14 protein-coding genes are annotated in these 12,239 nt (G+C 62.4%); 9 read left to right on the top strand and 5 right to left on the bottom strand.

All coding sequences use genetic code 11. The features are described from left to right. Window positions 1-74 precede the first annotated feature (74 nt). Window positions 75-1,274, bottom strand: a complete 1,200-nt coding sequence (gene tyrS / locus APH36_RS28930) for a tyrosine--tRNA ligase (protein ID WP_060501611.1) — start codon at window positions 1,272-1,274, stop codon at window positions 75-77. 213 nt (window positions 1,275-1,487) lie between these two features. On the opposite strand from tyrS, the gene APH36_RS28935 reads away from it, so the two are divergent. Both APH36_RS28935 and APH36_RS28940 read left to right on the top strand, forming a co-directional pair. Next, on the top strand, window positions 1,488-2,909 hold the full coding sequence (locus tag APH36_RS28935) for a peptidoglycan DD-metalloendopeptidase family protein (protein ID WP_060501612.1): 1,422 nt from the start codon (window positions 1,488-1,490) through the stop codon (window positions 2,907-2,909). Between the two features lie 3 nt (window positions 2,910-2,912). Beyond that, window positions 2,913-4,004, top strand: a complete 1,092-nt coding sequence (locus APH36_RS28940) for an anhydro-N-acetylmuramic acid kinase (protein ID WP_060501614.1) — start codon at window positions 2,913-2,915, stop codon at window positions 4,002-4,004. A gap of 59 nt (window positions 4,005-4,063) precedes the next feature. Here APH36_RS28940 and erpA read toward each other — a convergent pair whose 3' ends face one another. Together erpA and argC are read right to left on the bottom strand one after the other, a co-directional pair. Beyond that, the gene (erpA, locus tag APH36_RS28945) at window positions 4,064-4,414 is read right to left on the bottom strand and encodes an iron-sulfur cluster insertion protein ErpA (protein WP_060501616.1); all 351 of its coding nucleotides are present in this window, start codon (window positions 4,412-4,414) and stop codon (window positions 4,064-4,066) included. Between the two features lie 146 nt (window positions 4,415-4,560). After that, window positions 4,561-5,595 carry an N-acetyl-gamma-glutamyl-phosphate reductase gene (gene argC / locus APH36_RS28950; protein WP_060501618.1) on the bottom strand — a complete coding sequence of 345 codons (1,035 nt, stop codon included), beginning with the start codon at window positions 5,593-5,595 and terminating at the stop codon, window positions 4,561-4,563. Window positions 5,596-5,737: 142 nt separating this feature from the next. Between argC and hemJ the strand changes: the two genes are divergently transcribed. The 6 genes from hemJ to APH36_RS28980 all read left to right on the top strand — a co-directional run bounded on the left by hemJ (window position 5,738) and on the right by APH36_RS28980 (window position 10,164). Further along, entirely contained in the window at window positions 5,738-6,163 is a 426-nt protein-coding gene (gene hemJ, locus APH36_RS28955; RefSeq protein ID WP_060501620.1) for a protoporphyrinogen oxidase HemJ, read from the top strand. A gap of 28 nt (window positions 6,164-6,191) precedes the next feature. After that, window positions 6,192-7,148 carry a nitronate monooxygenase family protein gene (locus tag APH36_RS28960; protein WP_060501623.1) on the top strand — a complete coding sequence of 319 codons (957 nt, stop codon included), beginning with the start codon at window positions 6,192-6,194 and terminating at the stop codon, window positions 7,146-7,148. A 67-nt stretch (window positions 7,149-7,215) separates the two neighbouring features. Then, complete coding sequence (locus APH36_RS28965; RefSeq protein ID WP_016715795.1) at window positions 7,216-7,998, top strand: SDR family oxidoreductase; 783 nt, start codon at window positions 7,216-7,218, stop codon at window positions 7,996-7,998. A gap of 63 nt (window positions 7,999-8,061) precedes the next feature. Then, window positions 8,062-8,400 carry a histidine triad nucleotide-binding protein gene (locus APH36_RS28970; RefSeq protein WP_003255518.1) on the top strand — a complete coding sequence of 113 codons (339 nt, stop codon included), beginning with the start codon at window positions 8,062-8,064 and terminating at the stop codon, window positions 8,398-8,400. 65 nt (window positions 8,401-8,465) lie between these two features. Continuing rightward, window positions 8,466-9,113 (top strand): 2-polyprenyl-3-methyl-6-methoxy-1,4-benzoquinone monooxygenase, encoded by a 648-nt coding sequence (coq7, locus tag APH36_RS28975; protein ID WP_016484635.1) that lies wholly within the window; start codon window positions 8,466-8,468, stop codon window positions 9,111-9,113. 10 nt (window positions 9,114-9,123) lie between these two features. After that, window positions 9,124-10,164 carry a hypothetical protein gene (locus APH36_RS28980; RefSeq protein ID WP_060501624.1) on the top strand — a complete coding sequence of 347 codons (1,041 nt, stop codon included), beginning with the start codon at window positions 9,124-9,126 and terminating at the stop codon, window positions 10,162-10,164. 48 nt (window positions 10,165-10,212) lie between these two features. Here APH36_RS28980 and APH36_RS28985 read toward each other — a convergent pair whose 3' ends face one another. Continuing rightward, window positions 10,213-10,635 (bottom strand): OsmC family protein, encoded by a 423-nt coding sequence (locus tag APH36_RS28985; RefSeq protein WP_016715792.1) that lies wholly within the window; start codon window positions 10,633-10,635, stop codon window positions 10,213-10,215. Window positions 10,636-10,826: 191 nt separating this feature from the next. On the opposite strand from APH36_RS28985, the gene crp reads away from it, so the two are divergent. Further along, on the top strand, window positions 10,827-11,471 hold the full coding sequence (gene crp / locus APH36_RS28990) for a cAMP-activated global transcriptional regulator CRP (RefSeq protein ID WP_060501625.1): 645 nt from the start codon (window positions 10,827-10,829) through the stop codon (window positions 11,469-11,471). Here crp and APH36_RS28995 read toward each other — a convergent pair. Next, window positions 11,468-12,172, bottom strand: coding sequence for a lipoate--protein ligase family protein (locus APH36_RS28995; RefSeq protein ID WP_060501626.1), 705 nt, complete (start codon window positions 12,170-12,172; stop codon window positions 11,468-11,470). The two genes, crp and APH36_RS28995, sit on opposite strands and share 4 nt — an antisense overlap. Window positions 12,173-12,239: the final 67 nt, after the last annotated feature.

Raw genomic sequence — 12,239 nt, forward strand, 5'->3', positions numbered from 1 at the left:
TTTAATATCGCTGAAAAACAAAGCGGGGAGGCCTATCGGCCTCCCCGCTTCTATATAGCTACACCATCAGACGATCACTCAGCCTTGAGGGTAACCCGGCCAAACGACTTCTTGCCCGCCTGGCACACGTGAGTGGCACCAAGAACAAAGATGAAGTCCTTGTCGACCACTGCACCATCAACCTTCACCGCACCACCACTCAGCAGGTCCCGCGCCTGCGCCGAGTTCTTCACCAGACCAGCCCGGTTCAGCACGGCAGCAATTGGCAAGTCTTCGGCCGCAGCCACTTCGATCTCCGGCAGATCTTCCGGCAGCTCACCTTCCTTCATGCGGTTACCCGCAGCGCGGTGAGCATTGGCCGCAGCCTCTTCACCATGGAAGCGCGCCACAATCTCTTCAGCCAGCTTGATCTTGATGTCACGCGGGTTGGCACCATTGGCAACATCGACACGGAACTGCTCGATCTCTTCCATCGAACGGAAGCTCAGCAGCTCGAAATAGCGCCACATCAAGGTATCCGGGATCGATACCAGCTTGCTGTACATCACCCCCGGCGCTTCCTGGATGCCAACATAGTTGCCCAGCGACTTGGACATCTTCTTCACACCATCGAGCCCCTCGAGCAGCGGCATGGTCACGATGTTCTGCGCTTCCTGGCCATAGGCACGCTGCAGCTCGCGCCCCATCAACAGGTTGAACTTCTGGTCGGTACCCCCCAGCTCGACGTCCGCCTTCAGCGCCACCGAGTCATAGCCTTGCACCAGCGGATAAAGGAACTCGTGAATGGCAATTGGCTGGTTGGTGGTATAGCGCTTGTCGAAGTCGTCGCGCTCCAGCATGCGCGCCACGGTGTACTGCGACGCCAGGCGAATGAAGTCGGCCGGGGTCAGCTTGTCCATCCAGGTAGAGTTGAACGCGACCTCGGTCTTGGCCGGATCGAGAATCTTGAACACCTGCTGCTTATAGGTCTCAGCATTGTCCAGAACCTGTTCACGGGTCAGCGGCGGGCGTGTGGCGCTCTTGCCGCTCGGGTCACCGATCATGCCGGTGAAGTCACCGATCAGGAAGATGACCTGGTGGCCCAGCTCCTGGAACTGGCGCAGCTTGTTGATCAACACCGTGTGACCCAGGTGCAGGTCAGGGGCGGTCGGGTCGAAGCCGGCCTTGATACGCAGAGGTTGGCCGCGCTTGAGCTTCTCCACCAGTTCCGACTCGACCAGTACTTCTTCCGCACCGCGCTTGATAAGCGCCAGCTGCTCTTCAACCGACTTCATAGACAAACCCGCAAGGCTCAGATTCAGGGGGAGCCAACCATACAAGATCGGCCGTCAATTACAAGTTTCGCAAAGGAATGTGACCCGGATACGGGGTTGCGGCGTCTACGCGCCCTTGCGTGAAAGTGGATTTGGTTATATTTTATACAGTTATTTCATCTTCATCATGTCATTCATCTTTTCCATTTCACCTTTTTCAAAGTCACCTTGCCCATGACCAACGAACCGCCTAAAGCGCCCCCGCTTTATCCGAAGAGCCATCTGTTGGCCGCCAGCGGCATCGCCGCCCTGCTCAGCCTGGCTTTGCTGGTATTTCCCTCCAGCGAAGTGGAAGCCAAGAAAACCACCCTCAACCTCGAGCTGGAAGGCCCCGCCGAGCAGTTGAAAGACGAATCCCGCGCTGCGCCTCTGGTGCAGGCACAAGGTGAGCAAGGCTCGCCCTTCGCCCAGATCGAAGACGCTACCCCCGATACCCAGAAGGCCGAACAGCAAGCCCCTGCCGCCGAGCCGGTCGCCGAAGCAGCCAAGGAACCTGGCCACCGCGAAGTCACCGTGGCCCGTGGCGACACGCTGTCCACCCTGTTTGCCAAGGTTGGCCTACCGGCCAATGCAGTGCATGACCTGCTGGCCAGCAACAAGCAGGCCAAGCAGTTCAGCCAGCTCAAGCACGGCCAGGTACTGCAGTTCGAACTCGACAAGGACGGCCAGTTGGCCAGCCTGCACAGCAAGGTCAGCAACCTCGAAACCATTCGCCTGACCAAGACCGCCAAGGGCTACACCTTCAACCGTGAAATCAGCAAGCCGGTCGTGCGTACCGCCTACGCCCATGGCGTGATCAAAAGCTCTCTGTCGGCTTCGGCCCAGCGCGCCGGCCTGTCTCACAGCATGACCATGGACATGGCCCGCGTGCTGGGTTACGACATCGACTTCGCCCAAGATATTCGCCCAGGCGATGAATTCGACGTGGTCTACGAGCAGAAGGTGATGGACGGCAAAGTCGTCGGCACCGGCAATATCCTGTCCGCCCGCTTCACCAACCGGGGCAAAACCTACACTGCCGTGCGCTACACCAACAAGCAGGGCAACACTACCTACTACACCGCCGACGGCAACAGCCTGCGCAAGGCATTCATCCGTACCCCGGTGGATTTTGCCCGCATCAGTTCGCGCTTCTCCGCCGGCCGCAAGCACCCGATCCTGAACAAGATCCGTGCCCACAAAGGCGTCGACTACGCCGCCCCACGCGGTACGCCAATCAAGGCAGCGGGTGACGGCCGCATCGAACTGGCCGGGCGCCGTGGCGGTTACGGCAACACCGTGATCATCCAGCACGGCAACCGTTACAAGACGCTGTACGGCCACATGCAGGGCTTTGCCAAAGGCATCAAGACCGGCAGCACCGTGAAACAGGGTCAGATCATTGGTTACATCGGCACCACTGGCCTGTCCACCGGCCCACACCTGCACTACGAGTTCCAGGTCAATGGCGTGCACGTCGACCCGCTGAGCCAGAAGGTACCGATGGCCGACCCGATCGCCAGGAACGAGCGCCAGCGCTTCCTGCAGCAGAGCCAGCCGCTGATCGCCCGCATGGATCAGGAAAAGGCCACCCTGCTCGCAGCGAACAAGCGCTAAGCCATGGCGCTCTACCTGGGGGTAATGTCCGGCACCAGCCTCGATGGCCTGGACCTTGCCCTGATCGAACAAGGCGAGCAGCCTGAACTGCTCGCCACGCACTACCTGCCCATGCCCGTCGACCTGCGCCAGGAACTGCTTGCGCTATGTAGCAGCGGCCCTGACGAGATCGCTCGTGCGGCTCTGGCGGAAAATCGCTGGGCCAACCTGGCAGGCGAAGGCATCCGCCAACTGCTGGCTCGCCAGGGCCTGCAGGCCGATGCCGTCCGCGCCATCGGCAGCCACGGCCAGACCATTCGCCACGAGCCTGCGCGCGGCTTTACCGTTCAGATCGGTAACCCGGCATTGCTCGCCGAGCTTACCGGCATCAGCGTGGTCGGCGACTTTCGCCGGCGCGATGTGGCGGCCGGTGGTCAAGGTGCGCCGCTGGTGCCGGCCTTCCACGAAACCCTTTTCGGCCATCTCGGCAAGCGTCTGGCAGTCTTGAACGTGGGCGGTTTCAGCAACCTCAGCCTGATCGAGCAAGACAAGCCGGTCCAAGGTTTCGACTGCGGCCCCGGTAACGTGTTGCTGGATGCCTGGATCGAGCGCAAGCACGGCCAGGCCTATGATGCCGATGGTGCCTGGGCAGCGTCTGGCGTGGTGCAGGCCGGCTTGCTCAGCGCATTGCTGGCCGACCCGTTCTTCGCCGGCAGCGGCCCGAAGAGCACGGGCCGCGAGGTGTTCAACCTACCTTGGCTGGATGGCCACCTGGCTCGCCTGCCTGCCTACCGCGATGAGGATGTGCAGGCGACACTGCTTGAGCTGACCGCACGCAGCATCATCGACTCGCTGGTGAACGCCCAACAAGGCACCGAAGCACTGTTGGTATGTGGTGGCGGCGCACGCAACGGTGCGCTCATGGCCCGCCTCGGCCAGTTGCTGCCTGAAGCCCGCGTCACCAGCACTGGCGCCCACGGCGTTGACCCAGACTGGGTAGAGGCCATGGCTTTCGCCTGGCTGGCCCATTGCTGTCTGGAAGGCATCCCCGCCAACCGCCCCAGCGTCACTGCCGCCAAGGGCCTGCGCGTACTGGGCGCAATCTACCCGGCCTAACCGCTACGCCAAAAAGCAAAACGCCGCGCAATTGCGCGGCGTTTTCATATGGCCAGGCCTCAGATCGAGAACGAAGACCCGCAACCGCAAGTGGTCGCGGCATTCGGGTTCTTGATCACGAAACGCGAGCCTTCCAGGCCTTCCTGGTAGTCCACTTCAGCGCCGGCCAGGTACTGGAAGCTCATTGGGTCGACCACCAGCGACACGCCCTCACGCTCGACGACGGTGTCGTCTTCGGCCACATCCTCATCGAAAGTGAAGCCGTACTGGAAGCCCGAGCAACCGCCACCGGTCACGAACACCCGCAACTTCAGACGTTCATTGCCTTCCTCATTGACCAGGTTCTTCACTTTCTGGGCTGCCCCATGGGTGAATTCCAGACCGGTAGGGGTGAAGGTTTCGACGCTCATGTTGATTCTCCCGGCGCGGTAGCCGTCTTAAAACTCGATGACGCGCATTATCCGCTTCTCCGAGAAAATTGGTCAAGAATTGTGCGGCTTTAGTCGCGACATACAAAAAGGCCCGCACGACGCGGGCCTTTTCAAAGCAACGATGCTTACGGCAGCAGGCCAGCATGGGACAAGCCCATGCGCTCGTCCAAACCGAACAGGATGTTCAGGTTCTGCACCGCCTGGCCCGACGCGCCCTTAACCAGGTTGTCGATCACAGACAGCACCACCACCAGGTCACCACCCTGCGGGCGGTGAACGGCAATGCGGCAGACGTTGGCGCCGCGCACGCTACGGGTTTCCGGGTGGCTGCCCGCTGGCATCACGTCGACGAACGGCTCATCGGCGTAGCGCTTCTCGAACAGCGCCTGCAGGTCGACCGAAGTATCGACGACATTTGCGTACAGGGTGGCGTGGATACCACGGATCATCGGCGTCAGGTGCGGCACGAAGGTCAGACCGATGTCCTTGCCAGCGGCCAGGCGCAGGCCCTGGCTGATTTCCGGCAGGTGGCGATGCCCCTTGACCGCGTAGGCCTTCATGCTTTCGCCGGCTTCGCAGAACAGCGAACCCACTGCCGCACCACGGCCAGCGCCGCTGACACCCGACTTGCAGTCGGCGATCAGGCGCGACGGGTCGGCCAGGCCCGCTTCCAGCAGCGGCAGGAAGCCCAGCTGGGTGGCGGTCGGGTAGCAACCCGGCACTGCAATCAGGCGCGCCTGGCGGATCTTCTCGCGGTTGACTTCAGGCAGGCCGTACACCGCGTCCTTGAGCAGTTCTGGAGCACCGTGCGGCTGACCGTACCACTTGCCCCACTCGGTGGCATCCTGCAGGCGGAAGTCGGCCGACAGGTCGATCACCTTGGTGCCGGCTGCCAGCAGCTCACCGGCCAGTGCATGGGCAACACCGTGCGGGGTGGCGAAGAACACCACGTCACAGACAGCCAGGGTCTTGCTGTCCGGCACGCTGAACGCCAGCCCGTCATAGTGGCCGCGCAGGTTCGGGTACATGTCCGCCACCGCCACGCCCGCCTCGGAGCGCGAAGTGATGACCGCCACTTCGGCCTGTGGATGCTGTGCCAGCAGACGCAACAGTTCGACGCCGGTGTAACCCGTGCCGCCGACGATACCGACCTTGATCATAACGCTTGCCCCTTATCAACGAGCCGTCTGGAAAGCGCACGATAATAGGGGCGCAAGGCGCCTGTAACAACTCTTCGGGTGACCCTTCGGGCGCTTGACCACTACTATCTGACGACCGTGAATACCTGAAGGAACTCCCTCCATGCTCTACCTATGGATCAAAGCGCTGCATATCGTCAGCGTGGTCTGCTGGTTCGCCGGCCTTTTCTACCTGCCCAGGCTGTTCGTCTACCACGCCCAAAGCCAGGACAGCATCAGCCAGGACCGCTTCGTGACCATGGAGCGCAAGCTGTACCGCGGCATCATGAACCCGGCGATGATCGCCACCTACGTGTTCGGCGCGTGGATGCTCTACCTCACCCCCGGCTGGCTGAGCCAGGGCTGGCTGCATGCCAAACTGACACTTGTCATCCTGCTGACCGGCTACCATCACGTGTGCGGGGCCCAGCGCAAACGCTTCGCCAGCGGTACCAACACCCGCAGCCACGTCTACTATCGCTGGTTCAACGAAGTGCCCGTGCTGTTCCTGCTGGGTATCGTAATTCTGGTGGTGGTCAAACCGTTCTGACATAGCCGCCCGCTCAAGGAGCCTTGCCATGTCGCTACCCGCCTCGCTCGAACAACGCCTGCGTCTACCCGTGGTCGCCGCACCGATGTTCCTGATTTCCAACCCCCAACTGGTGCTGGCCTGCTGTACCAGCGGCGTGGTGGGCAGCTTCCCGGCCCTGAACCAGCGTGACAGTGCCGGCTTCAAGGCCTGGCTGGAGGAGATCGAGGCAGGTCTTGCGCAAATGCATGCGCCCGCGCCCTACGCGGTCAATCTGATCGTGCACCCGACAAACCCGCGCCTGCAGGCTGACCTGGCGTTGTGCGTGGAACACCGCGTGCCGATCGTGATCACCAGCCTGGGCGCAGTGAAGGAAGTGGTCGATGCCGTGCACAGTTACGGTGGGCTGGTGTTCCACGATGTCACCACCCGCCGGCATGCCGAGAAGGCTGCTGAAGCAGGTGTCGACGGCCTGATTGCGGTCGCCGCTGGCGCGGGAGGCCACGCGGGGACCTGGAACCCCTTCGCCCTGGCCGCAGAGATACGCCAGTTCTTCGATAAAACCCTGCTGCTGGCCGGTTGCCTCAACCACGGCTACGAGATCCTGGCCGCGCAATTGCTGGGAGCAGACCTGGCGTACATGGGCACACGCTTCATTGCCACCACAGAAAGCCAGGCCCAGGATACCTACAAGCAGATGCTGCTCGATGCCCATGCTGCCGATATCATCCACACCCCAGCAGTGTCCGGCATCCCCGCCAGTTTCCTACGCCCGAGCCTGGAACAGGCCGGCTATGACATGAACGCCCTTAAGGGCGGCCACGAGCCCGGCAAGCTCAAGCCGATCGACGACGAAGCCAAAGCCTGGAAGACCGTATGGTCGGCAGGCCAGGGCGTTGGCGAAATACACGATCTGCCCAACGCCAGTGCATTGATCGAGCGGCTCCACAATGAGTACCGGGAAGCCCTGAAGCGCTGCCAGGCCCTGCAAGCCCGCACCTTGTAGCAAAAGGCCACACCTTGCCCGGCCAAGCTGTACACTAGGCGCCCTCTTCCGCCCCCAGGAGCCTTGCATGACCCGTTACGCCATGATCACTGGTGCTTCCAGCGGCCTGGGCCTGGCCCTGGCGGAAGCCCTGGCACGGCGCGGGCGCAACCTGATCCTGGTGGCACGCCAGCGAGAAACGCTGGAACCGGTGGCCATCGAGCTGACCCAACGCTTTGGTGTCGAGGTACTGTTTCGCGCCTGCGACCTCAGCCAGCCGCTACGCCTGTCTGGCTTCGTGCTGGAGCTGGAAGAAGGCGAGCGGCGTATCGACCTGCTTGTAAACTGCGCCGGCCTGCGTACCTACGGGCCGTTCCTGGCCCATGAGTGGGCCGACGAGCAGGACCTGCTGGAGGTCAACGTACTGGCCCTGAGCCGCCTGTGTCACGCCATCGGCAACCTGATGGCCGTACAGGGCGGCGGGCAGATCCTCAACGTCGCAGGCCTGGCCGGGGTCGCCCCTGGCCCATGGATGGCAGCCTATGCCGCCAGCAAGGCGTACGTACTGAGTTTTTCCCAGGCCCTGCGCGAAGAGCTCAAGCGCACCGGCATCAAGGTTTCGGTGCTATGCCCCGGCCCGGTCCGCTCCTCGCGCCGGCGCATACCACGGCTCGATGGCAAACCACGCTGCCTAAGCCCCGAGGAAGTAGCGTTGTACACCGTGCGTGCGCTGGACAAGAACCGCGCACTGATCCTGCCCGGCCGGCGCAACCGCTGGCTGGCATTTGCCCCGCGCCTGCTGCCACGCTGGCTGCTGCGCAAGCTGGCCGGGGCCATCCACCGTCGCTATTGCCCGGTCGGCATGGAATAGGCACTGGGCGAGCGGCACCCGGCTGAGTACACTCGGCCCGACCCTCACCATGGAGCAAGTGCTGTGGACGATCTTTTCCTCAAAATCATCAACCGGGAAATCCCGGCGGATATCATCTACGAAGACGACCAGATCCTGGCCTTCAAGGACATTGCACCCGCGGCACCGGTACATTTTCTGGTCATCCCGAAAAAGCACATCCGCACGCTCAATGACCTGACCGAAGAAGACAAGGCCCTGGCTGGCCACATCCTGTTCACCGCCCAGCGCCTGGCTGTCGAGCAGGGCTGCGAGGAAGGTTTCCGCGTGGTCATGAACTGCAACCCGAAAGGCGGCCAGACTGTCTACCACATCCATATGCATGTGCTTGGCCAGCGCCAGATGAACTGGCCACCGGGCTGATCCACGGCAAGCGACCCCGCCGCTATTGCGGTAAACTGTCGGGCACATTCTTGCGGAGGTGCCCGATGGCTACCGAACGTCACTACTCGCCGCTCGACCGCTTGTTGCTGCAGGCTGATACCGCCATGCGCACCTTGCTGCCCTTCAGCGGCCAACCCGCCCGGCCATCGCCGGCCATCGTCCAGCCAGACGTCGACCTCGACGAGCAGCAGACCCGCCACATCGCCGGGCTGATGCGCATCAACCACACCGGTGAAGTGTGCGCCCAGGCGCTGTACCAGGGCCAGGCCCTGACCGCCAAGCTGCCCGAAGTGCGCAAGGCCATGGAGCACGCCGCCGAGGAAGAAGTGGACCACCTGGCCTGGTGCGAGCAACGCATTCGCCAGCTGAACAGCCACCCGAGCGTGCTCAACCCCCTATTCTACGGCATGTCGTTCGGCATCGGCGCGCTCGCCGGGCTGGTCAGCGACAAGGTCAGCCTAGGTTTCGTCGCCGCCACCGAGCACCAGGTGTGCAAGCACCTCGACGAGCACCTGGAGCAGATCCCGCACGAAGACGAAAAGTCCCGGGCCATTCTCGAACAGATGCGCATCGATGAGGAACAGCACGCCGAGTCCGCACTGGAAGCTGGCGGTTATCGCTTCCCTGCCCCGGTTCGCTTTGGCATGAGCCTGTTGGCCAAGGTCATGACCAAGAGCACCTACCGTATCTGAAGGCATCACCATGACGGATCGATTCGACGCCAAGGACCTGGCGCGCGCCGTGCAAGCCGGCATTCTCCAGCCGGGGCAGGAGCAGGCCCTGCTGGCTTTCCTGCGCCAGCAACCGGCCCAACGTGGCAGCTTCCAGCTGGCCCATGTCGCCTTCTACTTTGGCGCGATGCTGATCATGGCGGCCATGGGCTGGCTGCTCACCGAGGCGTGGATGCGCATCGGCGACTGGGCGCTGCTGGTCATTGCCAGCCTCTATATCCTGCTGCTTACGCTGTTCGCCGTTAACCTGCAACGGCGCGTACAGCCCATCGCGGCCGGGGTGTTGGCGGCGGTAGCCGTCAGCATCGTCCCGCTCGCGGTGTTCGCCATCGAACGCTTGGCCGGTTGGTGGCCGCTGGATGACGCACAGGTGGACTATCACCAGTACTACACCTACGTACAGGGCGGCTGGCTGGCGATGGAAGCAGCGACGGTAGTTGCCGGGCTGCTGATGCTGCGGCTGATCCCCTACCCGTTCATCGTCATGCCAATGGCCGTGGCCTTGTGGTTCATGTCCATGGATTTGAGCGAATGGTTCTTCGGCTCACCGTTCAGCTGGGAGCAACGTCGCGAGGTTTCGCTGTGGTTCGGGCTGGGTTTACTGGTGGTATTCCTGGTGATAGACGGTCGCACGCGAGAGGACTACGCCCGCTGGGGCTACCTGGCCGGGCTGGCGGCATTCTGGGGTGGGTTGACGCTGCTGGACAGCGGCAGTGAGTTGGGCAAGGCCATGTACTGCCTGATCAACATTTTGCTGATGGGGATGGCGGTGCTGTTGCGCCGGCCAGTGTTCATGGTGTTCGGGGCGCTGGGGGTGGCGGCTTACCTCGGGTATTTATCGTACGAGGTGTTTGCCGAATCGCTGCTGTTCCCGGTGGTGTTGACCCTGATCGGGTTGGGAGTTATCGGGTTGGGGCTGGTTTATCAGAAGCGGCGGGAGCGGTTGAGCCAAGTGATGCGAGGATGGTTGCCAGGGTGGGTGCAAGCTGCACTGCCGGCGCTTCGGCGCTGATATTGCCGTGGCTGCGATGGGCCGCAAAGCGGCCCCAAGATCTCAGCTTTAACCCAGCTCTACGATTTCATACCCATGGGTAATCTCAACCCCTGCACGCTCGAGCATGATCGAAGCCGAGCAGTACTTCTCCGCCGACAGCTCCACCGCCCGCTTGACCTGGGCTTCTTTCAACGCACGGCCTTTCACCACGAAATTCATGTGAATCTTGGTGAACACCTTTGGGTCTTCGCTGGCACGCTCGGCTTCCAGAAAGGCCTCGCAGCTTTCCACTGCCTGGCGCGATTTCTTCAGGATGCTCACCACGTCAAAGCTGCTGCAGCCACCCAGGCCCAACAGCAGCATTTCCATCGGGCGCACACCCAGGTTGCGGCCGCCGGCCTCGGGCGGGCCGTCCATCACGACGACATGGCCACTCCCCGATTCGCCGAGGAACATGGCCTCACCGGCCCACTGGATACGTGCCTTCATCTACCCGGACTCCTGATTTTCGGAAAAGGGTGTCAGCTTAGACCTTGTGCGCCTGTGGGAAAAGTACGAGAGGTGTCGGTTTAGTACCGAAACATCCTGTAGTGTCTGATAAGCTGGCGCCAAATGACTGGCGCTCTCCGCCAGCCAACCTCTATAAAAAGCCTATGCGTCGTATCGAACAGGATTTCGTGATGGTTGCCTCCGCCCTACCCGCCAAAATCAAGAATATCGACAAGCTGCTGGTGCACTGCCAGCGCCGCCGCTATACCGCCAAAAGCAACATCATCTGCGCCGGCGACCGGGCCGAGACACTGTCGTTCATCATCCAGGGTTCGGTGACCATCCTCATCGAAGACGACGATGGGCATGAAATGATCATTGCCTACCTCAACAATGGCGATTTCTTCGGCGAGCTGGGCCTGTTCGAACCCGTTGAAGGTGAACAGCAGCGCAGTGCCTGGGTACGGGCCAAGACCGAGTGCGAAGTGGCCGAGATCAGTTACGAGAAGTTTCGCGAACTGGCGCGCCAGGACCCGGAAATCCTCTACGCCCTCGGCAGCCAGATGGCCCAGCGCCTGCGCAACACCACGCGCAAAGTCGGCGACCTGGCCTTTTTCGACGTGACCGGGCGGGTTGCCCGCTGCCTGCTGGAGCTGTGCAAGCAGCCTGATGCCATGACCCACCCCGACGGCATGCAGATCAAGATTACCCGTCAGGAAATCGGCCGTATCGTCGGTTGCTCGCGGGAAATGGTCGGCCGCGTCCTCAAGGACCTTGAAGAGCGCAGCCTGGTGCAGGTCAAGGGCAAGACCATGGTCGTCTACGGTACCCGTTAGTCGTCGGGCAGGTCTGCCAGCACCTTGGCGTAGGCCTGTGACAGGCGCTCGAACCAGGGCGCCTCGGGTGCCACTTCATGCAAGGCGATGTGCGCGTCGGCGCGACAGCGTTGCTCCAGCTCGCAGCACTCATTGAAGCGGTTGACCGCCGCCACCATCGACTCACGTTCGTTGTCCAGCAGCAACGCACCGTGCACCAGCACCACCGGGCGTTTGCCGCCCAGCCCTTGGCGCCAGCGCTGGGCAGTGCCCACCAGCTTGCGGCCATTGAGGTTGACGTTGTAGCGGCCATCGCAGAACGCCCCGTCAATTTCCCCCACCGACGCTACCCCACCCCACTCGCGCAGCACATCGCACAGCGGCAGGCACAAACGTTCGTAGGCGTTCTCGATGCGGCCATGGTCACCTTCGCTGCGCGGGGCGACATAGACCAGTGCAACGTTCACGGTCGAATGCGACTGCGGTACCGGCTCGCCGCCCGTCTCACGCAGCAGCACCGGCCAGCCGGCAATCGCCAGCTCCGAGCAGGCGGCCTCGAAGTTGTCCAGACGGCTCATGCGCCGGGGCATGACCAGGGCATGGTCGGTGGGGCGCCAGAACAGCACGCCACTGTCGCGTTCGCCGCGGCACACGGCGGCCAGCAGTTCCTGTTCGGCGTGCAGGCCTTGTTCGACGGTCAGGGCCAGGGGGTGATCGGTCATTGATCCACCTTTGATATTGTTATTGATGGCCTCTCCGCGGCGGTCCGGCGCGAGAGACCATGACAGG

This window comes from Pseudomonas sp. NBRC 111133 (assembly GCF_001320605.1).
Classification (GTDB): domain Bacteria; phylum Pseudomonadota; class Gammaproteobacteria; order Pseudomonadales; family Pseudomonadaceae; genus Aquipseudomonas; species Aquipseudomonas monteilii.